The sequence below is a fragment of the Shewanella sediminis HAW-EB3 genome (assembly GCF_000018025.1).
Classification (GTDB): Bacteria; Pseudomonadota; Gammaproteobacteria; order Enterobacterales; family Shewanellaceae; genus Shewanella; species Shewanella sediminis.
This window is the reverse complement of sequence record NC_009831.1, coordinates 3,220,355-3,243,255: the sequence shown is the minus strand read 5'-3', so window position 1 is coordinate 3,243,255 and position 22,901 is coordinate 3,220,355. Positions and strand designations below refer to the sequence as shown.

The 22,901-nt window shown below is 44.2% G+C and carries 23 protein-coding genes; 12 read left to right on the top strand and 11 right to left on the bottom strand.

The genetic code is table 11. The features are described 5' to 3' along the window. Positions 1–177 precede the first annotated feature (177 nt). Positions 178–1,071 carry a LysR family transcriptional regulator gene (locus tag SSED_RS14080; RefSeq protein WP_012143024.1) on the top strand — a complete coding sequence of 298 codons (894 nt, stop codon included), beginning with the start codon at positions 178–180 and terminating at the stop codon, positions 1,069–1,071. A 426-nt stretch (positions 1,072–1,497) separates the two neighbouring features. Beyond that, positions 1,498–1,854: a DUF6508 domain-containing protein gene (locus SSED_RS14075; RefSeq protein WP_012143023.1), complete on the top strand. Its 357-nt coding sequence runs from the start codon at positions 1,498–1,500 to the stop codon at positions 1,852–1,854. Positions 1,855–1,947: 93 nt separating this feature from the next. Here SSED_RS14075 and SSED_RS14070 read toward each other — a convergent pair whose 3' ends face one another. Next, positions 1,948–2,940 (bottom strand): cytochrome-c peroxidase, encoded by a 993-nt coding sequence (locus tag SSED_RS14070; RefSeq protein WP_012143022.1) that lies wholly within the window; start codon positions 2,938–2,940, stop codon positions 1,948–1,950. Positions 2,941–3,170: 230 nt separating this feature from the next. Continuing rightward, the gene (locus SSED_RS14065) at positions 3,171–3,398 is read right to left on the bottom strand and encodes a PGPGW domain-containing protein (RefSeq protein WP_049772120.1); all 228 of its coding nucleotides are present in this window, start codon (positions 3,396–3,398) and stop codon (positions 3,171–3,173) included. 237 nt (positions 3,399–3,635) lie between these two features. Here SSED_RS14065 and SSED_RS14060 point away from each other — a divergent pair, with 237 nt between their 5' ends. Beyond that, positions 3,636–4,343: a substrate-binding periplasmic protein gene (locus SSED_RS14060; protein WP_012143020.1), complete on the top strand. Its 708-nt coding sequence runs from the start codon at positions 3,636–3,638 to the stop codon at positions 4,341–4,343. 59 nt (positions 4,344–4,402) lie between these two features. On the opposite strand, the gene SSED_RS14055 is transcribed toward SSED_RS14060, so the two are convergent. After that, entirely contained in the window at positions 4,403–4,810 is a 408-nt protein-coding gene (locus SSED_RS14055; protein ID WP_012143019.1) for a YccF domain-containing protein, read from the bottom strand. Positions 4,811–5,015: 205 nt separating this feature from the next. On the opposite strand from SSED_RS14055, the gene SSED_RS14050 reads away from it, so the two are divergent. Further along, positions 5,016–5,936, top strand: a complete 921-nt coding sequence (locus SSED_RS14050; protein ID WP_041422171.1) for a 1-aminocyclopropane-1-carboxylate deaminase — start codon at positions 5,016–5,018, stop codon at positions 5,934–5,936. Between the two features lie 328 nt (positions 5,937–6,264). On the opposite strand, the gene SSED_RS24465 is transcribed toward SSED_RS14050, so the two are convergent. Beyond that, positions 6,265–6,438 (bottom strand): hypothetical protein, encoded by a 174-nt coding sequence (locus SSED_RS24465; protein WP_012143017.1) that lies wholly within the window; start codon positions 6,436–6,438, stop codon positions 6,265–6,267. 988 nt (positions 6,439–7,426) lie between these two features. Here SSED_RS24465 and SSED_RS14040 point away from each other — a divergent pair. After that, positions 7,427–8,365 (top strand): chemotaxis protein CheV, encoded by a 939-nt coding sequence (locus SSED_RS14040; RefSeq protein WP_012143016.1) that lies wholly within the window; start codon positions 7,427–7,429, stop codon positions 8,363–8,365. 35 nt (positions 8,366–8,400) lie between these two features. On the opposite strand, the gene SSED_RS14035 is transcribed toward SSED_RS14040, so the two are convergent. Both SSED_RS14035 and SSED_RS14030 read right to left on the bottom strand, forming a co-directional pair. Further along, entirely contained in the window at positions 8,401–9,066 is a 666-nt protein-coding gene (locus tag SSED_RS14035; protein WP_012143015.1) for a hypothetical protein, read from the bottom strand. 117 nt (positions 9,067–9,183) lie between these two features. After that, a complete protein-coding gene (locus SSED_RS14030; RefSeq protein ID WP_012143014.1) occupies positions 9,184–9,543 on the bottom strand; it encodes a DUF2750 domain-containing protein in 360 nt (119 codons plus the stop codon). 308 nt (positions 9,544–9,851) lie between these two features. On the opposite strand from SSED_RS14030, the gene SSED_RS14025 reads away from it, so the two are divergent. The 4 genes from SSED_RS14025 (at position 9,852) to SSED_RS14010 (ending at position 12,903) form a co-directional block, all read left to right on the top strand. After that, positions 9,852–10,985 carry a lytic murein transglycosylase gene (locus tag SSED_RS14025; RefSeq protein WP_012143013.1) on the top strand — a complete coding sequence of 378 codons (1,134 nt, stop codon included), beginning with the start codon at positions 9,852–9,854 and terminating at the stop codon, positions 10,983–10,985. A 171-nt stretch (positions 10,986–11,156) separates the two neighbouring features. After that, positions 11,157–12,029 carry a WYL domain-containing protein gene (locus tag SSED_RS14020; RefSeq protein ID WP_012143012.1) on the top strand — a complete coding sequence of 291 codons (873 nt, stop codon included), beginning with the start codon at positions 11,157–11,159 and terminating at the stop codon, positions 12,027–12,029. Positions 12,030–12,112: 83 nt separating this feature from the next. Then, entirely contained in the window at positions 12,113–12,595 is a 483-nt protein-coding gene (locus SSED_RS14015) for an FKBP-type peptidyl-prolyl cis-trans isomerase (RefSeq protein WP_012143011.1), read from the top strand. An 86-nt stretch (positions 12,596–12,681) separates the two neighbouring features. Further along, positions 12,682–12,903, top strand: coding sequence for a DUF3389 domain-containing protein (locus SSED_RS14010; protein ID WP_012143010.1), 222 nt, complete (start codon positions 12,682–12,684; stop codon positions 12,901–12,903). Between the two features lie 72 nt (positions 12,904–12,975). On the opposite strand, the gene SSED_RS14005 is transcribed toward SSED_RS14010, so the two are convergent. After that, entirely contained in the window at positions 12,976–13,989 is a 1,014-nt protein-coding gene (locus tag SSED_RS14005) for a glutathione S-transferase family protein (protein WP_012143009.1), read from the bottom strand. A gap of 168 nt (positions 13,990–14,157) precedes the next feature. Here SSED_RS14005 and SSED_RS14000 point away from each other — a divergent pair, with 168 nt between their 5' ends. From SSED_RS14000 to SSED_RS13990, 3 genes are all read left to right on the top strand, one after another. Beyond that, positions 14,158–14,829 carry an alpha/beta hydrolase gene (locus tag SSED_RS14000; RefSeq protein ID WP_012143008.1) on the top strand — a complete coding sequence of 224 codons (672 nt, stop codon included), beginning with the start codon at positions 14,158–14,160 and terminating at the stop codon, positions 14,827–14,829. A 365-nt stretch (positions 14,830–15,194) separates the two neighbouring features. Next, positions 15,195–16,904 carry a bifunctional UDP-sugar hydrolase/5'-nucleotidase UshA gene (gene ushA, locus SSED_RS13995; protein ID WP_012143007.1) on the top strand — a complete coding sequence of 570 codons (1,710 nt, stop codon included), beginning with the start codon at positions 15,195–15,197 and terminating at the stop codon, positions 16,902–16,904. A 303-nt stretch (positions 16,905–17,207) separates the two neighbouring features. Beyond that, a complete protein-coding gene (locus SSED_RS13990) occupies positions 17,208–17,651 on the top strand; it encodes an Hsp20 family protein (RefSeq protein WP_012143006.1) in 444 nt (147 codons plus the stop codon). A gap of 119 nt (positions 17,652–17,770) precedes the next feature. On the opposite strand, the gene ilvN is transcribed toward SSED_RS13990, so the two are convergent. The 4 genes from ilvN to SSED_RS13970 form a co-directional block, all read right to left on the bottom strand. Continuing rightward, positions 17,771–18,265 (bottom strand): acetolactate synthase small subunit, encoded by a 495-nt coding sequence (gene ilvN / locus SSED_RS13985; protein WP_012143005.1) that lies wholly within the window; start codon positions 18,263–18,265, stop codon positions 17,771–17,773. Beyond that, the gene (locus tag SSED_RS13980) at positions 18,265–19,986 is read right to left on the bottom strand and encodes an acetolactate synthase 3 large subunit (RefSeq protein ID WP_012143004.1); all 1,722 of its coding nucleotides are present in this window, start codon (positions 19,984–19,986) and stop codon (positions 18,265–18,267) included. The genes ilvN and SSED_RS13980 overlap by 1 nt, the downstream gene beginning before the upstream one ends. Before the next feature lie 562 nt (positions 19,987–20,548). After that, a complete protein-coding gene (locus SSED_RS13975; RefSeq protein WP_012143003.1) occupies positions 20,549–21,775 on the bottom strand; it encodes a multidrug effflux MFS transporter in 1,227 nt (408 codons plus the stop codon). Between the two features lie 381 nt (positions 21,776–22,156). Then, positions 22,157–22,789 (bottom strand): class I SAM-dependent DNA methyltransferase, encoded by a 633-nt coding sequence (locus SSED_RS13970; RefSeq protein ID WP_012143002.1) that lies wholly within the window; start codon positions 22,787–22,789, stop codon positions 22,157–22,159. Positions 22,790–22,901 lie beyond the last annotated feature (112 nt).

Sequence of the window (22,901 nt, the reverse complement as noted above, 5' to 3'; positions counted from 1 at the left end):
ATGACTTGCGGGTGATGCTATTCTGGTCAACTGCTATTGGTGGACTTGGCAGTTTTAATTAATTTGTGACATACCTATCAATTTAGTTGCTCAAACCAGCAAAAAAAAGAATAATAATTACTTTAACTTAATCGAAATTTTAGATTGTATTTCAAGGTTTACACGAGCGAGGTGAGTATGCGGGTCGATGTGGATGCATTTAAATTGCTGGAGGTGTTGGTCGAAGAGGGAAGCTTTTCAAAGGCTGCAGAGCGATTGCATAAGGCTCAATCTGCGGTGAGTTATCAGGTAAAAAAACTTGAACAGCACTTAGGTGTAAACCTATTTTGTCGCGATCAGTACCGGGCAGAATTAACACCTGAGGGGAAAGTCATCCTTGCCGAGGGGCAAAAGTTACTGCAAAACCTCGCAAATATTGAACATTTAGCAAGCCGATTTAGTGAGGGATGGGAAGCTAAACTTGAATTGGTTGTTGATGGTGCGCTCCCAATGGAGCCGATAATGAAGGCCCTGAAACGAATGGCATCTCAACAGGTTCCAACCAAGATCCAGCTAAATATGGAGTTTTTAGGTGGCGTTCAGGCCAGGTTTGAGCGAGACAATGCCGACCTTATGTTGGTCAAAGACTACAGAACCGGGCCTAATTACCGTCCTCAACCACTTCCGGATATTAAGAGTGTATTAGTGGTCAGCAGCGATCATCCACTCGCGGGCGAAAAAAGCGTGTCACTGTTCGATCTGCAACGATATGTCGAGCTGACGATTGAAGATTCATCACCCGAGATCAATTATCGAGATGACCTTCAGTTTGGTGGTGATAAAGTGTTCTACCTTTCTGGCTTTATCATGAAAAAAAATGCACTGGAGATGGGGCTGGGATTCGGTTGGATGCCTGATTTTCTAATTCATGAAGAGTTGAATCGCGGAGACTTGGTTGAGGTCGACTTTCAAGGAGGTAGCCGATATAGCTTTACGCCGAAGTTAGTATCGACGATGGAACGCCCACTGGGTAAGGCTGGTCGGCTTTTTACAGACTTAATTCTCGAAGAGTTCGATATCGCAAATTTCTAACCACAACTTAATAGCCACAAACTTATAGCCAGAGATCTAAGCGACGCGTTATCGATATTTTAGCGTTTCACGGTTCATTGCAATTTTCATGGCAAAGTGAGAATTGAGGGGCTGCTGGCATTATTCAGTTGGATATTGAGCAGAGTGTGTAATTTTTTAATCGCTCACAAAAAGAGTCTCACCGGTTGATTAATCGGTACCTTTAAGTGATTGTAAACCTGCTGATTTGATTTCCCTCATCATCTTTATCCCTATGCCATACCGTTAAGCCTGAGTACAGATTAGTACCGATATAATTGGTACTAGTTTAAAAACTCGGATGAGTGGTACGGCATATGCAGCACCTGTTAAAACACTACAGAGTGTTGTGAATATGCCGATAGTATTACATAACACTGAGTATTCCGAGATCCTTGGAGGTGTTAGATGAACCATCAATTTTTGAAGCATACATCGAGTCTTTATGCTAAATACGTTAATGATTTAGCATGTGGAGAGAGGCCCATTTCGGTCTGTCGGATTAATGAGTTTATGGATGATCTAGCTAAAAGCTCAATGCTGTTGAGTGAGTTTAAGTGGGCAGATTGGTACCAAAATAGCCATTTAGTTGACAGGCCTGAGTATATCGCAGATGCGACGCTGCATGAGTGTAAGTTATTGTTAACTGCCATGACAAGATTAGAGCGCTTTAGTCCGGGGGTGATGGATAATATGCGTCGCCAGGGAGTACTACTTGCCATAATTGAACGCTTTAATAGCTTTCCATTTAAGCTCGTGGGTTAAAACTCTAGATTTTTTGAATAAAACGCCAGCATATTGCTGGCGTTTTGTTTTAACAGGCATTCTCTAATGATGCTATCTGCTATTTAACAAATACTATTTTTCAAAAGGGACGGGCTTAGGTGTATTCGCATTCGATGGTGGCAGGATAGGTAACACTATCTGTGGCTGCTCTCCGGTGAGCGACTTAAGAAATGCCACCATCTCAACTGTCTCTTTCTCAGATAATTGCTGACCAAGCTGAATATCAGCCATCGTGTTGACCGCTTCCTCTAAGGTCCAGGTCGCACCATCGTGAAAGTAAGGGTAGGTTAGTTCGATATTGCGCAGTGTCGGAACTTTAAAGACATATTTATCGGCCTCTTTTCCAGTTACAGCGATGCGACCCTCTGCCGGGTTTTTAGTGTGGAACGGTTTCACTAGTCCCATCTTCATATACATGGTGCCACCAACCGCGGGTCCATTGTGACAGCTGGTACAACCTTTATTTTTAAAGAGCTGATAACCTGATTTTGCTTCGGCGGTGATCGCGTCCTGCTCTCCTTGAAGATAGAGATCGAAAGAACTGTTCGGCGTAACCAGTGTTTTTTCAAACTCGGCGATGGCATCGGTAATATTGTCAATGTTGACCGAGTTCTTACCATAAATGGCTTCAAACTTTGTCTGGTAGGCTGGCATGGAGTTTACAGTTGAGACGGCAAGCTCATGGGTATAACCCATCTCTCCAGGATTAGCGATTGGCCCACCGGCTTGTTCTTTGAGATCTTTTGCACGCCCGTCCCAAAATTGTGCCAGACCGTATTCAGCATTCAGGACCGTAGGAGAGTTAATCGGGCCCTCTTGCCAGTTGTGTCCAATAGAGGTTGGAAGTGCATCGACACCGCCAAGCGATAGGTTATGGCATGAGTTACAGGAGATAAAACCAGACATTGAGAGCCTTGGCTCGAAGAACAACATCTTTCCCAATTCAACTTTTTCTGGTGCCGTGATCTTTGCTGGTTGGATAATTTCAATTGGCTCTTTTGCTGCGGCAGGTGCTGCGCTCATTGCAGCCAGGATTGCAAGAGAAAGGGGAGATAATAGTTTCATTTTAGACCTCACATTAAGACTTGTTTTTTATGTGGTTATTTAATGTGGACATCATATTAATCTGAACGGAATATAGATAACGCATTGTTTCGATAGAGACTATCGTGGATTTGGATTGGGTTTTCGTGAAGAGTGTCTCGGTTCTGGTTGCCATTCTCAGGCAGGCTAGCAGTTTAACCTCTAAAGATTTACATTTCCGTGAACTGCGTCGGAGATGGAGGGGCTACAGATTAAGATTTCATTTTTCTTAATAGGATTTTTCTATCAAGCCAGGCTGCCGAAGCATGAAGTTGACGTTGACTCTTTCGCAACCACACTTTCGCCCAAGGATATTCCAGACTCAGGATGGCCAAACCAACGGGAAACAGCAACCAGGCAGGCCCGGGCAAAATTAACAGAGCCGCGCCCGCTAAGGTGAGTACACCCCCACTTATCGTTATCACTGTTTTACGTAACATTGCCTCTCCAGATTTGGGGTTCAAGTTATTACTCTCTCACTATTGAACGCGTTTAGACCAGCCAACAATTGTAACAAAGCTTAATTTGTCTGCCTGATATTGCAGCTATACTGAGTATTAGTACTTTTTGAAGGGGCGTTAGACATCGGTCGGAAGAGGGCGTTAAGCGGCGTACGCAACTACATACTTTTTATCGCTATTCTGTGTCAGTTTTTGCTGTTCGCCGGAAGCTTTGCCGTGCCAGAGGCAAAAGCCGACACTCTTCACTTGACCTCGCTTCACTGGCCTCCTTACTCGGGCAGTACCTTAGAAAAGCAGGGAGCGACTATTGCAATTACTCGTGCGGCAATGAGAGCGGTGGGGCATGAACTTATTGTTGGCTTTTTCCCCTGGAGCAGAGCCATAAGGATGGTAAACCGCCCCGAGTCTAAATATATCGGATATCTACCGGCTTATAGCTATCCAACTGATGAATTTATATTTTCGGATCCTTTAGGTGCCAGCCCTTTAGGCTTAGTTGAACAGCATCTGCATCCCATCAGCTGGTCCAGTCTCGCAGACCTTAATCAGTATCGGCTCGGTGTGGTGAGAGATTACACAAACACGGCCGAGCTAGATGCCATGATTAAGCTGGGAACCCAAAGGGTCGAAGTTGTCAATTCTGATGAACATAACGTAAAAAAGGTGGCAACCGCTCGCATCGATGCCGCAGTCATCGATCTGCACGTTTTTGGCTACCTGCTATCTCAAAAAGAGCTGAAGTCACTCGCAGGAAAGTTACAGATAAACAAGAAGACCCTCGAAGAAAAGCAGATGTTTATCGCGTTTAGAAATACGCCTGAAGGTCATTACTGGCGAGATATGTTTAATGTTGGCTTATCGAAAATTGATGCTGCATCGATTCTGGATGAATATATGTCAGAGGTGAAAACAGGCAGCAAATAGGTTTGTTACATATAGTAAAACGCCGAATTAAAGTTAATTCGGCGTTTTTTATTGTCGTTTTATGCCTTAGTGACAACAGTCTGCCCAATAGGGGTTAAGCTTAAAATTGCTAATTTCAGGTGCTGAATACCAAAAGGTATCCCGATAATGGTAACGAAACATGCCAACGCGTGAGTAATGTGACCTATTGCAAGCCAGATCCCAAATAGTAAAAACCAGACGATATTGCCAACGGTACCAAATGCACCTGTACCTATATCCTCACTGCCTGTCAGGCTGCTTCTACTCATATGATCTTGCCCGAATGGCCAGAAGGTCATTTCACCGATGACAAAACAGGCTCGCCCAAATGGAATGCCGATAATACTGATATAACAGAGTAAGCCTGCGATCCACCAGGCTAACCCCATAACAAATCCGCCGAGAACAAACCATGCAATGTTAAAGATTAAACGTAATACTGCCATTAAAAACTCCTCATAAGGGCAAAAGAAAGAATGCGCTATACAGTTAATAAGCTAAAAACATGCCAATTAAGCAACCCTGTGAAATATATGCACTTTCTATTTTTTACAGATTGTCGGATAGTGAAAATCACCAGCTTTTAGTGGTTTTGCTCGGTAGGCCGACAGTGATAAACTTGTCTGTTCAATAGTTTAGGTTTCCAGAATGATGAAATTATCCCATACCCCTGTAGATTCCATTGAGATGTTTGACAGAGAGATTTTTGTTAAACGAGACGATCTTCTGCATCCGGAGTTTTCCGGCAATAAGGCCCGCAAATTTGCCTATTTTCTCGAGCATGACTTCCCGGATGTTCATAAGGTTATCGGCTATGGTTCTGCTCAGGCTAACTCACTCTACTCTATGTCTGCGCTCGCGAAGTTGAGAGGATGGCAGCTGGACTTTTATGTCGATCATATCGCCTCACACATAAAAACACAGAAAGAGGGCAACTATGTCAGTGCTTGCCAAAATGGCGCCAATATCATTAATCTCAGCGAGCAGAGTGATCGAGAGGGACGTGATACCTTGACCTATATTGAGGAGCAAGTTTTGCCGAATCAAGAGCATGCTGTGTTTGTTCCTGAGGGGGGAAGGTGTGGTTATGCTGAATTTGGCGTGTTTAAACTTGCCGAGGAGATCTGCGAGTGGTTTAAGGAGCAGGCTCTTTCATCTCTCATCGTATTTCTTCCTTCCGGTACCGGTACAACTGCTTTATTTCTGAATAAATATTTTGTTGGCTCGGGGTTAGACATTCGCGTCTTAACTTGTGCTGCCGTTGGTGGTGATGGATACCTGAAACATCAATTCGAAATGCTCAGTGGTGAGGTGGCGCATCATCCTGAGATTGTTGCTATGCCCAAGAAATTTCATTTCGGTAAGCTCTATCGAGAGTTTTTTGATATGTGGAAACGGGTCTGCAATACAGGTATCGAATTTGAACTTCTCTATGATCCCTTAGGCTGGATGGCACTAGAGCATTATCTGAATATGACGATGGATAAAACACCTATCATGTACCTTCATCAGGGGGGGCTACTGGGCAATGTCAGTATGTTGCCTCGATATCAACGTAAATATGGCTGCTAATTCAACATCTGCAGGGCGGTCTTAAATTGAAGTAAGAAGCTAGATATTGTTGAGAGGATAGGATAAATCATTGAGGTTTTTACCGTTTGGTCAGGCTGGGTATCTGTGAAATTGATACAGCCTGAACCAAAGGTAGATGTTACTTTACTGCCTGATAGCTGATTTAATGATGTCAGTCCTATCTGTTCCCATTCTCCGGTGGAAGTTTGGGTCACTCGATACCAGTGAGAGGTAGTGTATCGATTGGCATTAATTTTTAACTAATTGTATTGCTTTGTTTTATTGCAAACAGACTATTTATCATCATCCATTTCTTTTTCGCTATGATTTATTTGTTGCTTGATAAAAGCCATTTCATAAACGATAACGCTTCGGTGCGTTTAGAGAAGGTTTGTCTGTTTTTCCCTTGGCTATCGGTGAAAGCGATAGAAGACTTATTTAAAGAGATAGAGTCTACCGGGAAATTTACTGTGATCTCATGACCATTGATATTGTACGACATATGTCATATTCCTTTTTATATTACTGCAAACCTTTGCAGCATGTATTTAACTATAAAATATCCTTAGCATTTTTGCGAAAGATGAGTGTTATTTGTGTTTCGAGACTACTCATCTTTAACGGCTTAATCAAGCATTTATATTATCTTCAAATGTTAACGTTTGTAACAAATGCGAATTAGATATGCTTAATCGAGTCAAATTAAATCATAAATTTATGACAGTAAAATGACGAGCTATTAGATGTTGAACCGGGTGTATTAATGTGTTTTGTGAGGCAGTGACGAGAGGAGTCGGACTAACAAAAGAAAATTACAAGGGTATCTCAAAATCGGTGGCTATTATATCGTCAACGCCGGCCTTGTCAACCCGTATTTTAAATGAATGATGCTATTTACTGGCTGCAGGCTAATACCAGTTGCATTAAGTATGTAATCAATTCAGAGCCCCTCAGGTTTTTCAATTCAAGGCGCATTGACGAAGAAATGGTTCCCCCCTTTTTAGGCAATGCAAAGCAGAAGTGGAAATCCTGAGGTGCTCACGTAGTGCGGGTTTCAAAGCCCTTTATACTGCGTTGGGGGCTTTAGATATAGAATAACTATTAGCTTCAATCCCCCGCCTTGCCTACAGGGTTTTGAACTCCCGCTGAATGGTCAGATATTTAATGCAATTGGTATAAGTTAGAAAAACTGTCACTTATGATTATAAGTGTTAGAATTTGTGAGTCTTTTGGCCGTTTCTGGCGGCTTTTATCATAGTCACCCGATTTACCTTGGCTAGTGTGAAGTTCCCTTGGGATCCTTCAAACTGGGGTTAAAGCAACGTTGGATAGCCGAAGGTAATCAACAGGGTGTCTCACTTCTGCGGCCTTTGACTACTTATTTGTTTTAATTAGATCTGTAACTCAGTTCTGTGGGTAAGATAAAGGCTATAATTAATAAGTAATATTTTGGTTGCTAACCATTATCCCTTCACCTTGAGAGTTGTATTATGGCAAAAATTCTTGATTCGGTTGATCAACGTACAAAACTCGTTGGTGAAAATAGGTTAGAGCTTTTATTGTTTCGAATAAATGCCACTCAACTTTTTGCAATTAACGTTTTTAAAGTCAAAGAGGTGGTTAAACTCCCTGCATTAAGCGCTGTGCCGGGCAGTCATCCCCATATCAGTGGGGTTGCCAATATTCGAGGCACCTCCATTCCGGTTATCGATCTGCGTGCGGCTATCGGTTTTCAACCTATGTCAGACGATCAAGAGTCAAACTTGATTATTACCGAGTACAATCGAAGTGTACAAGGCTTTAGAGTTGGAAAGGTCGAGCATATTGTCAACATGACTTGGGGGGATATCTTACCTCCACCTAAGACCGCAGGAAGTAATAATTACTTAACCGCCATAACTCGCATCGAAACGGAAGGTAATACCCAGTTAGTCTCAATTATTGATGTTGAAAAAGTGCTGGCGGAGATCATTCATTATGATATTCGTCTCTCTGAAGGGGTTCTCGATGAATCACTGGTCAGCGAGATGCATGGTCGCAGAATATTGATCGCCGATGACTCGTCTACCGCTCGTAGACAGATTAAAGAGACATTAGAGCCTTTAGGGATAGAGATCTTAGAAACTTCAGACGGGTTGCAGGCTTTGAATGTCTTGAAAAAGTGGTGCGATGAGGGGAAATCTGTTCAGGATGAGATCTTAATGTTGATCACAGATGCCGAGATGCCCGAGATGGATGGCTATAAACTGACTCATGAGATCCGTAGTGATAAACGTATGAGCGATCTGTTTATTACCTTGAATACTTCATTGAGTGGCAGTTTTAACAAGGCCATGGTCGAAAAAGTCGGTTGTGACCGATTCATATCTAAATTCCAACCCGATCTACTCGTGGATGTGGTGCAACAGAAGTTAAGAGAGATAGTTTAAGCTGTACTGCTTAAAGGCCATAGATAATGGCCTTTTTAAAACCAAGTGTCATTTTGCAGTGGCTGCCCTTGCTCCAGAGCGATATCTTTCAGCACCTGTTGCTTGACCCTTTTATGGGAAGCGATATTAATTCGGCTGATTCGAACGGCATAGCCAAATCGACTTCTGCCCACCTGTGACAGTACGGCTTCAAAAAACAGTTTATCTAACCCTAAGATGCGACTGTAATGGCTCACCGCTTTTGAAAGAGAGCGATATTTGACTCCATCAAACTCAAAGCCCATCTCATAGCCCCCGTTGTCCAACGGGATACCATTAACGCTCAATGGCCAACCCGGTGCATTGACTCTTTCTTTGGCGATCAGGTACATCATCCAAGCACTCTTCTTGAATCCTTCGAATACTTTACAGGAGAACTCAGAGTCGATGAGCTCTTGCTCTGTCCAATTGATACCGATCGCCAGGTGTTTAGCGTAGATCCGCATAAGCTCATCTTTCACCGCGACCTGACAGTCCCAAATTGAAGTGAGTTGATTCAGCTTAGCCAGTTTTAAGCACTCTTTACAGGCAGGGATGCTCAGACTCTGATGTGGAGTACTCGCCGTGGCGTGGTATTCAAAGGTACAGTTACAGGGCTCAGCGCAAAACCAACAGGTATGGCGATAATCGAATGGTATATCGACAAGAGATAGGGAAGGCATGGATATTAAGCTCGAGCATGGGGGAGGAGTCAGGCTTCTTAACCGTAATTTATCCTGTGAGGAGTGTGGTTAAGGTTAAGAAGCATCTTTCGCTCAGTAAGCGTTACTCAGCTTGTTTTATTCTTCTTCGATATTAACCAAAGACTGAGCAAGTACGATCGGATCAATTTCTAAACACTCTTTTTCGGCTTGCCAATCGGTGCCGATAAGTACGCCATCGTCGTTAAGATCTGACACCCAAAACTCCAGGAACTCAACCAGAGTGATAGAGACTGGCTGGTAGTTAGCCCACTCTTCACTGCAATGTACTTTTGCATGCGCTTCAGTTGACCATAACGGCATAACATCAGTGTCTTCGTATTCAGAAGAGTCACATACAACCCAACCTTCACCAGTTTCATCCTGCAGTCCCCAGACGGCTTGGTGTTCTTTTACGTTTTCGATAAAGCTGGTAAGTAATGGATTTGTTTCAGTCATGTTAGGTCTCTTAGGTATGAATATTTAACCGCCTCATTATACGGCATGAGCCGCAATCTCCAAGAAAATCTTTAGATTTAACCTGGCTATTTTTTGCAGAATAGAATAATTGCAATTTAATCTCACTTAATCGGGATAAATACTTAATATCTGCTGTCTCTATCGTTATTATGGTCTGTACTAACGGCTACAGGCCATAGCCCTGACTTTCTTTTAGGCCGATATCTTTTTTATGCATTCTTGGAGTATTCATTTTGATTAAACATGTCCCGTTAGCCTCCCTGTTATTTTTTTCAAGCTTATCAGCAATGCCGGCCAGCGCCGATGACTTTGCCTCTTGTGTTATTAAACTTAAAGAGACCGCGCAAGCGCAAGGGCTATCGAGAGACACCATAGACAACACCTTGGCAAAGGTAAAATATATCTCTCGAGTTATCGAGTTAGATAAGAAACAGCCGGAGTTTAGCCAAACGTTCGATAACTATTTCAGCAAAAGGGTGACCGACTGGCGCGTGAAGGAGGGGAGAAAGTTACTAAAAGAGAACCGAGAACTCCTCAATGAATTATCACAGAAATACGGAGTACCGCCACAATATCTGATGGCGTTTTGGGGGCTGGAAACTAACTTCGGCTCTTATAAAGGGAAAATGCCGGTACTCGACTCTTTAGCTACACTGGCCTGTGATCCTCGCCGTAGTAAATATTTCACCGGCGAATTGATGAAAGCCTTGAAGCTTAAAGAGGAGTATCAGTTTGAGTCCTCACAGATGGTTGGCTCATGGGCCGGTGCTATGGGCCACACACAATTTATGCCTAGTGCTTATGCAAAATATGCCGTCGATGGAGATGGCGATGGTAAAGCCGACCTTTGGAACAGCACCACAGACGCATTGACCTCAGCGGCAAACTTTTTAAATCAACTCGGCTGGCAACGTAATGAACGTTGGGGCCGTGAAGTCAAACTGCCAAAGGATTTCAGTTATGGATACCTGGGTAAGGACAAGGCTCAACCTCTGGCCGAGTGGGCAAAGCTTGGGGTGACTAAGAGTGATAAGACCTCTTTGTCTACACCGGATATGAACGCCGCACTCTATCTGCCAGCGGGGCATACCGGTCCGGCATTTCTTGGCTACAAGAACTTTGATGTGATCATGCGATGGAATCGTTCTGTGTATTACGCCATTGCGGTTGGGCATCTGGCTGACAGAATCAATGGGGGGGTAAGTTTGGCCGTTAAGCCACCCAAGCAGGACAACTTAAGTCGAGCGCGTGTCAAGTCGTTGCAGGCTAAGTTAAATGAGAAAGGGTTCGATGTAGGAAAGCCTGACGGCGTGATGGGCAGGAACTCCAAAACCGGATTAAGAGCGTTTCAACTGAGCGTTGGGCTGGTTGCAGATGGTTTTCCAAGTGAAGCTACCTTTAAGGCTTTAGGCGTTATTTAAGCAAGTTTGCATTAACTATTCTCCATAATTAAGGTGTAATCAAAATGATTGCACCTTTGGGTTTTATCCATTACATTATCCCTTTAGCCGCAGTTAAATAACTAGAATTTAAGAATATTAATACCTATCGGTATAATAACTCATATCTGAATATGGAAGCTTGCAAAGCCTATGAACTCAATGGATAACCTCTCTCACGCTCAAAAGCAGCGCCTCGCTTTTATCGACTTTAGTTTGCAGTATTTTGGCCAGGTATCTCGTCAGGATCTTATTAAGAAATTCGCAACGGGCCTGGCCGCAGCGACGCGTGACTTTGCCAGTTATCGGGAGTTTGCGCCGGATAATATGAGCTTGGTTCACCAGACGAAGAGTTACCATAGAAAACCGGAGTTTAAAGCCCTGTTTCAGCATGAACCCGAAGGCATTTTACATGGTTTAGCGAAAGGCTTTGGTGATGGGCTATCTCAGCCTATTTCGCCCAGTGAAATATGTGTCGATGCGATACAGTTGATCCACCCGAATACCGAAATTATTGCGGCATTGATGCGCGCGATTCAAAGTAAAAGGGCCTTAAAAGTTAAGTATGTCTCGGTCTCCTCGGGTGAAAAAGATCGCGAGATAGTGCCTCATGCTCTGGTTAATAATGGTCAGAGGTGGCATGTCAGGGCATTCGACAGGACTCACCAAGTATTTACCGATTTCGTGGTGACCCGTATCAAAGCTATCTCAAGTGCAAGTTGTGAACCTAAGTTCAATGAGACTCAGGTAAAAGACACTCAATGGGATAATATGATCACTTTAAATCTTGTCCCTCATCCAAGTCTCGACCACCCTGAAGCGATCGCACTAGATTATCAGATGCAGGATAACAAGTTGGAAGTGGTGACAAGAGCGGCGTTAGCGGGGTACCTGTTAAGGCAATGGAGCGTAGATTGTTCTGCAAAACATCAAATTAGCTCAGGAGTGTGCCAATTAGCCTTGTCGAATCTGGACGTTCTCAGCCAGATTGAACACCTTACCATAGTGCCAGGTGGCGGGCGATAATTTAGGATAGCGCTAGAGAGTACAAATGAGTTTTGCTAAGCTGCGACTCAAAAATACAGTCAGCAGACAGTTAAGGACATTTAATGAGCATTAAAAACGATATGGTTGTTCAGTTTAATTACACATTACGTGATGAACAGGGTGAGGTGTTGGAGACAAATGAAGGTCTCGATCCTATCGCGTACCTGCATGGGCATGACAACATGATGCCGGGTGTGGAAGATGCCATTAATGGTAAAGAAACCGGTGAGAAGTTTTCAGTCACTTTGCCTGCGGCATTAACATACGGCGAGCGTAATGAAGATAGTGAGCAGCGCGTATCGGTTAAGCATCTACAAGGCGCAAAGGTTTGGAAGCCTGGGATGCGTGCGCTGATCAACACAGATCAGGGACAGCGTCAGGTGACCATTATTAAAGTGGGTAAGTTTATGGCAACGGTCGATATCAACCATCCGTTAGCGGGTCGTGAATTGACGTTTGACATTGAAATTGTCGATGCCCGTGATGCAACTGATGAAGAGAAGGCACACGGTCACGCCCATGGTAAAGGCGGTCATCAGCACTAAGCTATGTACGATGCATAGGCGTGTGAAGAATAAACCAGCAACTCTTTGCTGGTTTTTTGTTTTTATGAGGATATTAAGGTTAGCGTATGGTCATCGAATTTTCACAAGGTAAAATTATCCTGACCCCTTTCGAGGTTCAAGTGAGGTTATCCACTTCAGGTACGACCATGTATGCCATGGTGGAGGATATTAAGTTCGTTGATCAGGCATTGATTATCAATGCCGATGCCGGCGCCGTCAGGTGGAGCCTGAGGCTCGACACGCTGGAGCAGCTTAACTCAATTCGTGAAGAACTCGGTATAGGGTAACCAATATACGAGACCCTAGGGACGATTCAGAGTCGAGCAACTTAGCTTTATTGGTGAAGAACTCGGCATCGGTTAGCCCTTGTCGACAAGATCTCGTCCATGGGGACTATGGTAATCAATAAACGGACCCTTAGGTACGATTCTGCTCGGGTTAATATGAGCGTGGCTGAAATAATAGTGTTGCTTAATATGTTCAAAATTAACCGTCGCGGCGATCCCCTCTATCTGATATAACTCTCTCAGATAAGCTGACAATGCCGGGTATTGCTCGATAGTCTGTCTGTTTGCTTTAAAGTGACCTACATAAACAGAGTCGAATCGGATCAGGGTGGTAAACAGACGCCAATCGGCTTCGGTTATCATCTCACCCGTTAAGTATCGCTTCCCTTGTAATATCTTTTCTACCTTGTCTAAAGCGTTAAACAGACTGTCAAAGGCTTCATTATAAGCCTCCTGACTGGTTGCAAACCCGGCTCTGTAGACGCCATTATTGATAGAGGAGTAGATCCAGTCATTGACCTCATCGATATCATCTCTGAGCGGCTCGGGGTAGAGATCTACTGTATTCCCGGTGAGGTGATTGAAGGCGGAGTTGAAGATTCGAATGATATCCGAAGATTCATTGTTCACAATTGTCTTGGTTTTCTTGTCCCAGAGTACGGGTACGGTTACCCGTCCTGTGTAATCAGAGGACGCTGCCTGATAGATTTGATATAGGAAATCTTTGCCATTGAGCCTGTCGGTTTCAGCCCCTTTGATATGAGAAGCAGCATCGCTTTGATTCGGGCCGGAGAACTCCCATCCGTTATGTAACATATGGGGCTCAACAACAGAGACGCTGATATAGGCTTGCAGAGATTTTAGCTCCCTGAATATCAAGGTTCGGTGCGCCCACGGGCAGGCGAGGGATACATAGAGATGATAGCGCTGCGCTTCGGCGATAAATTCAGGGGCATTTTCATCAACAGACCCTCCTTCTGGTGTTATCCTGTGCCTGAACTGTGACTTCTCACGAACGAACTTACCGCCGTTCTCTTTGGTTGGATACCACTGGTCTTTCCACACACCATCTTGAAGTAATCCCATAACTGTTCTCTTTCTCGTATCTCGATGTATTGAGTGTAGGCGGTGATATTCAACAGGAAAAGCGAAAAGACTCGACAAGAATGAACGATTTTATTGAACGTTTGGGTCATCGCCATCGCTTTGGTATGATGTCGCTCACAAAAATGACGGCGAGTTTAAAGGAAGAGAATGTCTACAAGAGTATTAGAGCGCATTACGATAGAACCTGAATCGACTGCTACGTCGTGTGTTATCTGGTTGCATGGTTTGGGTGACTCGGGGGCAGGCTTTGCGCCGGTTGTTCCGGCTTTAGGACTGCCTAGCGATCACAGCATCCGTTTTGTGTTTCCTCATGCCCCGGAGCAGGCGGTAACCATTAATCAAGGTTATGTGATGCGAGCCTGGTATGACATAAAGAGCATGGATCTGCATAACAGGGCCGATATGCCGGGCGTGCTTGAGTCTGAAGCTGCTGTTTGTGGATTAATACAGGAACAGATAGAAGCCGGCATTCCCGCCAACAAAATCGTTTTGGCTGGCTTTAGTCAAGGCGGAGTAGTGAGCCTCTTTAGCGGGCTAAGGTATCCTGAAAAACTGGCCGGGATCATGGCACTGTCTTGTTATCTGCCAACCGCAGAACAGATGCCATCTGACCTGAGCGAGGCTAATAAAACGACCCCTATTTTGCAGCATCACGGTGAACAAGATGATGTCGTTCCTGTCTCCGCCGGCAAGATGGCAAACGAGATGTTACAAGCTGATGGCTATAGTGTTGAGTGGAAAACATACGCTATGCCTCACACTGTTTTACCTCAACAACTGACAGAGATCTCAAAATGGCTCATAAGTAGATTAGATTGAGTTAATGTTTGGTTAAGAGATGGTGTTCAGGATTGCGAAAATGTAACGAGCTGTTCATGAATACAGACAATCGTTTTAATGCGTGTAAAGTGATAACGCGTTGAAATAAAAAGCTAAGCCTGATGGAGGGTCAGGCTTATAAAAATTCCTTCCTGCTTATCCTAAATTCGTTGTTACACCTGTTCTTGTATAAGGACAATAGGTTATACAATATGCTTTAGAAATAAACATTTAGCTCACGTTTATTCATAAAATTGACACAAATTCGATATATTCTTTGCTATGATGCTTGGCAGCGAGATCATAGAATCCGTAATTGTAAAAAATGATGGTAACTAATAAAGATAATCTAGGGGTTGATAGTAATGACAAATAAGCTAATAAAAGGTTTAGTTGCAACTGCAGTACTAGTGGCATTAACTGGTTGTGGTAGTGATAACGATGACAACGAAGTTGTTCTGCCTGCAACATGTGCTGAAGCCGGTGAAGCTTGTACAATTTTCACCGTACTTCACACCAACGATAACCATGGTCGTTTCTTTGAAAACAAATACGGCGAGTACGGAATGGCGGCTCGTAAGACGCTGATCGATCAGATCCGTGCTGAAGTTGAGTCAAACGGTGGTGAGTCACTCTTACTTTCCGGTGGTGATGTGAACACAGGTGTACCAGAGTCAGATTTGCAAGATGCACGTCCTGATTTCGTCGGTATGAACCTGATGGGTTATGACGCTATGGCTGTCGGTAACCACGAGTTTGACAATCCATTAGAAACAGTTGATATGCAGCGTGAACTGGCTAACTTCCCTATGTTAGCGGCTAACATTTATGACAAAGTGTCTGGCGCTCGTTACTTCGAACCATACAAGGTATTCGATGTTAATGGTCTTCGCATCGCGGTTGTCGGTTTAACGACAGAAGATACTGCTCAAATCGCTAACCCTGAGTTTATTGGTGGTCTTGAGTTTACCGATCCAAAAGAAGAACTTAAGAAAGTTATCCAGGACATTAAAGACGCCGACGCGGCTGACTTGGTCTTCGCTACTACTCATATGGGTCACTACGCCGATGGTAACAACGGTAACAACGCCCCTGGTGATGTTGCTCTGGCTCGTGCAATGGCTGAAGGTGAGCTAGCTGCTGTTATCGGTGGTCACTCTCAGAACCCAGTTTGTATGGAAGGTGATGCGTATGATCCTGAGTTCACCGCTGGTGGCGAATGTAAGCCAGACGTTCAGAACGGTACTTTCATCATGCAGGCTCACGAGTGGGGTAAGTATGTTGGACAAGCTAACTTTGAATACTTCAATGATAAGCTACACTTAGCCAGCTACAAGTTAATTCCTGTTAACTTGAAGGAGAAGAACGAAGAGGGCGAACGTGTCCTTATCGGTGAAGCAATCACGCCAGATGCTACTGTACTTGAAATTATGCAGCAGTATCAGGATAAAGGTCAGGAAGAGCTTCTTGAAGTTATCGGTTCTACCGATGGCAAGCTTGAGGGTGACCGTGGCGTTGTTCGTACACAACAGACTAACCTGGGCCAACTGATTGCCCAAGCGCAGCGTACTAAAGTTGATGCCGATTTTGCGGTAATGAACTCTGGTGGTGTCCGTGATTCTATCGAAGCCGGTGAAATAACATACAAAGATGTACTGACAGTGCAGCCATTTGGCAACTCAATCACCTTGAGCACACTGACAGGTGCTGAGATCACTGAGTACCTGAATGTCGTTGCTACTGTAGATATCGGTGAAACTGGTGCTGGTGCATACCCTCAACTTGCGGGTATTAAGATGGATGTTGATTGTGAAGCTAAGACCGTCGCTATTAACGACATCAATGGCAAAGGTTATGACGCTGCTTCAACTTATACCTTCACTGTACCTAGCTACAATGCCGCAGGTGGTGATGGCTACCCGGTACTGACTCCTGTTATGACTGGTTATGTTGATGCTGAAGTTATGTACACCTTCATCAAAGATACTGGTGATATCAAGGTTGCTGATTTCGCTCCTGTAGCGAGTGACATTCAGTTCTTGAACAGTAACAGCACTTTAGCTTGTCAGCGTTAATTTAGAGTTTATTACTTTCAAAAAGCAGCCTTCGGGCTGCTTTTTTTATGCCTGTTTTCATGCTTATCTGCAAGGTCTCCTCAATATATAAAAATAATTTTAAACTTTCCCTTGAAAACAAAAAAACTGACTACATATATTGAATATGGGACGCTCAATGAGGTTCCAGGTTAATGAAAATCTTGATGCCTTCGGGGTCAAAGCTAATTAACCGACAGAAGAAAGGTGCGATAGATTGCAGTATGTTCTGCAGATGTTGGCCAACTTAAATTATCTATATTGCTTTATAAAAAGGATATACACATGCGTAATTATGATTTAACTCCCCTATACCGTAGTGCCATTGGTTTCGATCGTTTAGCCCAGCTTGCAGAGCATGCGGCCTCGAACAAAGGTAACTCAGGGTATCCCCCGTATAATATCGAACTGCTTAACGAAAACCGTTATCGTATCACCATGGCCGTCGCCGGCTTTACAATGGATGAACTCGATATCACCAGCGAAGGCGATAAGCTACTGGTGAAAGGCACTAAAGCTGAGCAGCAAGAGAAAGAGCGTAAATACCTCTATCAAGGCATTGCCGAACGTGGTTTCGAGCGTACGTTTCAGTTGGCAGATTATGTGACCGTAATTGGAGCCAATCTTGAAAACGGCTTACTCAATATCGATCTTCAACGTGAGATCCCCGAGGCATTAAAGCCACGTAAAATTGAGATCGGTACATCGAGAGTTATTGACTCTGAATAGTTGTATCAGGTATTAGTTTATGGCCTGGACTCTGTGAGCTAAAAACCGATTCAATTAGAGTAGTGAAAAGTAAAAGGGAGCCTGAGCTCCCTTTTTTAGTACTTAAGTTGATATGGTTATCAGGCTCTCATAGCCTTCTCACCGCGAGCGAGGCCTACAACGCCTGAGCGTGATACTTCAACGACTTTGGTCACATCACCGACTGCAGTAATAAAGGCATCGAGTTTTTCACTCGTTCCAGTGAGCTGCACCGTGTAGAGATCGGCGGTAATATCGACGACCTGTCCACGGAAGATCTCCGCAGTGCGTTTGATCTCATCACGCATATTGCCTTTGGCTTTTACTTTAACCAGGGCTAGCTCTCTCTCAATATGATCCGACTCGGTAATGTTTGAAACCTTGAGGGTATCGATAAGCTTATGCAGCTGTTTCTCTATCTGTTCGAGTGCCGCTTCATCAGCCACCAAAGAGATATTCAGACGAGATAACGTGATGTCATCTGTCGGCGCAACGGTTAACGTTTCGATGTTGTAGCCGCGCTGAGAAAAAAGCCCGACAACCCGTGAAAGTGCACCAGGTTGGTTTTCAAGTAATACAGATATAATACGACGCATTAGCTTTTCTCCGTTTTGCTCAGCCACATTTCGCTCATCGCTCCACCGCGGATCTGCATGGGGTAAACGTGTTCAGTTTCATCGACATTAATATCGACAAATACCAGCTTATCTTTCATGGCCAGGGCTTTTTCAAGGCCGGATTCAAGTTCAGCAGGATCGCTGATGGTCATCCCCACATGGCCATATGCTTCGGCAATTTTTGCAAAATCCGGTACCGAGTCCATATAGGAGTGAGAGTGACGCCCGGCGTAGATAATATCCTGCCACTGTTTAACCATGCCTAAGAAACGGTTATTGAGGTTGATGATCTTGACCGGAGTATCGTATTGCAGCGCTGTAGAAAGCTCTTGAATGTTCATCTGAATCGAACCATCTCCGGTTACACAGATAACAGTCTCATCGGGCTTTGCCATCTTGACCCCCATCGCTGCGGGAAGGCCAAAGCCCATGGTGCCGAGTCCACCGGAATTGATCCAACGACGTGGCTTATCGAACGGATAGTAGAGCGCGGCAAACATTTGATGTTGGCCCACATCGGATGCAACGTAGGCATCACCATTGGTTAGTTTGTGAAGCGTTTCAATTACTTGTTGTGGTTTGATTTTTTCACTGGTTTTATCGTAATCCAGGCTCTTACGACTGCGCCACTGACTGATCTCACTCCACCAAAAGTCGATAGCAGCTTCATCTGAATTCGTTTCACCGCTTGAGTCCAATTGCGCTAACATCTCATCGAGGATCTTTTCGGCAGAGCCAACGATGGGGATATCGACTCTAATGGTTTTCGAGATAGAGGAAGGGTCGATATCGATATGCAGTATGGTTGCGTTAGGGCAATACTTGTCAATATTGTTAGTGGTGCGATCGTCAAAGCGTACACCTATGCCGAAGATAAGGTCGGTATTGTGCATCGCCATGTTGGCTTCGTAGCAGCCGTGCATGCCAAGCATACCTAAGCTATTTTTATGGGTGCCGGGAAAGGCACCCAATCCCATCAATGTGCTGACAACCGGAATATTTAACTTTTCAGACAGGGCTAAGATCTGCTTATCACACTCAGAGATAATCGCGCCACCACCGACATACAGAACGGGCTTCTTTGCTTTTAACAGCGCCTGCACGCCACGACGGATCTGCCCTTTATGCCCGGTTGTTGTTGGGTTGTATGAGCGCATACTGATGTCATCAGGATATTTATATTCATGCAACATGGCTGGATTCATGCAGTCTTTCGGTACATCGATAACCACGGGGCCGGGACGGCCGCTGGCCGCGATAAAAAACGCTTTCTTTACTATCGTGGGGATATCTTTTGCGTCTGTGACCAGGAAACTGTGTTTAACGACGGGTCTTGAGATACCTATCATGTCACATTCCTGGAATGCGTCATTACCAATTAAGTTACTCGGTACCTGTCCGGATATCACCACCATAGGGATAGAATCCATATAGGCAGTGGCAATACCTGTAATTGTGTTCGTCGCTCCGGGACCCGATGTGACGAGTACTACGCCGACTTCACCCGTTGCACGAGCATAGCCATCGGCCATATGTACGGCTGCTTGTTCATGACGGACGAGAATGTGTTCGATTTTAGATTTTTCGTGCAGAGCATCATAGATATCTAACACAGATCCGCCTGGATAGCCGAATATATGTTTTACGCCTTCGTCGATAAGAGAACGGACGATCATGCTGGCGCCTGATAGCTTTTCCATTTGTAAACCCTCATAAGTTACCGCTACGGTATGCAGTATCTCGCTACAGCGACGGTAATCGCTTGAATTTATGAGTTTGGATGGTGATCCTAAACTCTCGATATGTCGATTAACTTAAGGTATGAAGTTAATGTTCACCTTGTAAGGTGCGACACCTGTTTCAAATGAACAGAATTTCATCATATAAAATTAAGCGCGCAATTCAAGCATTTTATTGAAAAAAAAGTGATAAATGAAAAAAATTCACTGTTCATCATAGGGGCTAATGGCTGAATGTAAGCCTATAAGCTGAAAAGTGAGAAATATTGAGAGCTTAAATCTAAGAATTTAAACAGATGTGAACATCAGTGAATGTACGAAATTAGTCATTACACTGGCTAAAAATGACATTCGGGCTAGAGGTAAACGATTACTTTTGTCCTTTATCGTAGGACTAAGGCGTAAAAACGCCATAATGACAACTATGTCGATTGGTATTATTACGCATAGATCTCGCCCCGATCCGAGTCTTTAGTTATCAGAATCGGGGAGATTTTCAAATAAGGTATTAAGCCAGTCGATATTAATTTGGGTTTTGAACACCTGTAGGTGCATAAAACTGACAGACTCCTACTAAGACCACAGAGCTCAACATCAGAGCTGAGAAGGGGACTGCTGTTCCGGTATAAAACAGGGCTAATAATGGACCCGCGAGCGCACCGCACCCGAAACGAAGAGTGCCAATGACCGCGGTAGCCGTACCGGTTTCCTGTTTAAATTTCATTAATACTATCGCGTCGGCATTGACTGACATTACACCGAGAAACCCCATGAAAGGAATAAGGGTTGCGACAGTAAAATAGAGGCTCAACCCAAACCAGTTCACCAGAAACAGCGCCGAACCGGCAAGCATGGCCAGTATGGTCGATACTCTGAGCATTCTTCTCGAACCATAACGGCCTACGATACGGCTGTTGATCACGTTGGCCAACATGAGAGCGCCTACATTGGTACTAAACAGTATGGCGAACAGAGATTTATCAAGACCGAATACCTCCATATAGACGAAGGGTGAAGCGGTAAGGTAGCAAAAAAAGGCAAATGAGGTTAATACGCCACTGGCAATATGCAGTTTGACTCCGGGTTTAGTGAATACGACCGCATAGGCGCCGAAGAAAGACTTCTGGCTACGGTTTCCTTTATCGCTGTCACTGGGCATTTTCAGCTTCCATAGCACCAGAGATAACAGGATGCAGGCATAAAAAGCTAAGATAAAAAAGATAAGGTGCCACTCACCAAACTCTAAAATTAAACTCCCCAGACTGGGGGCCAGCAGTGGTGCCAACATCATGATCAGGCTGACATAGGACATACCTTTGGCCGTATTCTCTCCATAGACCTCTTTTATATACCCTGGCACAACGACGGTTGCGGCGGCGCCGATAAATGCCTGGGCGAACCGCAGCGTAAGAAACACCTCGATACTGGTGACAAAAGCCAATGCCAGGCTGATCAACATAAAGCCTGTCAAACCCATAATGACCAGTGGGCGTCTGCCTATTCGGTCGGCTAATGGCCCAAAACAGAGCATTCCCAAGGAATAACCCGCCAAATATAGGCTTAAAGATTGCTGTACCGTAGTGATGTCGGAATGAAAACTCGCGGCTAAGGTAGACATGGCCGGTAGGTACATGTCGATTGCCAATGGGGTGATTGCTACTATCGCCGATAACATAGGGATCAGTAGGGCAAGGTTTAAGATGGCTGCGGGTTTGGAAACGGTTTGCGCTTGAATTGGACCTGTTTGCACTGATACCTCTTAGGAGAAGAAATTAATAAATTGGTTAACTCGCTGTCATCGAATGACGATTTTTTACCGAAACACTATCTAATACCGATTAGTATAAACAGGGCTGAAACCTGTTATTTGAGAGAGTAAATATTGTACGGCCAATGATGAATATTAGCCACGGCTATTTATCCTGATTTCCCGATTTGAACGCTAAAATTTGTAACTAAACTTTTGCTTTCAAGTCGGGGTTACCACAGATTTAACGTCGCTAAACTACCGAGTATGTGCTCAGGGAAAGACTGATGATTGTCGAAGCAGTCCACATACACGATTACATAGGAATTAGAGAGAGGCTTATCACTTCTGAGCTTAGTAACTGCTGATAGCATACCCTAGAGGTTAGAGTTGTGCGACGATAAACAGATCTGTGTTGTCAGTTCCATCTGGCTTAGAGGTGGTTTTACGTTTCACATCGATAATTTCAAACCCACTTTCGTTCAAGCACTGGGTTAAGTGTTCGGCTCGATGGAAGTAAGTGAAGACCCTATCTCCTGAACTCGACACATCAAATTTAGAGGCTTCATAATCGCCCTCCATGGTGCTGAGATAGATGATGCCTTCGTCCCTCAACAAACCTGAGGCATCGGCTATTAGCTTTCTTGCATCATCTTTCGAAATGTAAGGTAAACAAAAGCCACACATAATCGCATCGTATTTGCTATCGACCGTGTGTATCTCTCTGCAGTCCATCACTTCAAACGTCGCGCCAGGATTATTCAACTTTGCCAGTTCAACCATATTGGGCGCCAAATCGGTGCCATGAATGGTTAATTCGGGACACAGGTTTAATAGGAACCGACTGATATTGCCCGGTCCACAACCAATTTCGAACAGTGAGGGGGTATCTTTATCATTCAGTCGCTGACAGAAAAGATCAAAGGTGTCGTCATATAGCGCCATATCCATATATTTGTCTTGATACTTTTGGGCTAATTTATTAAATGTATTGACGGTAATGCTGTATTTATCCAACTAAGAGGCCTCGGTGATAATAGCTGACTGGAATTAGATTTATATTTACATATTAATCATTAGTAATGCAGATAAATTTTCCTTTAGGAGAAGAGGGGCCTGAAGAGGGGCA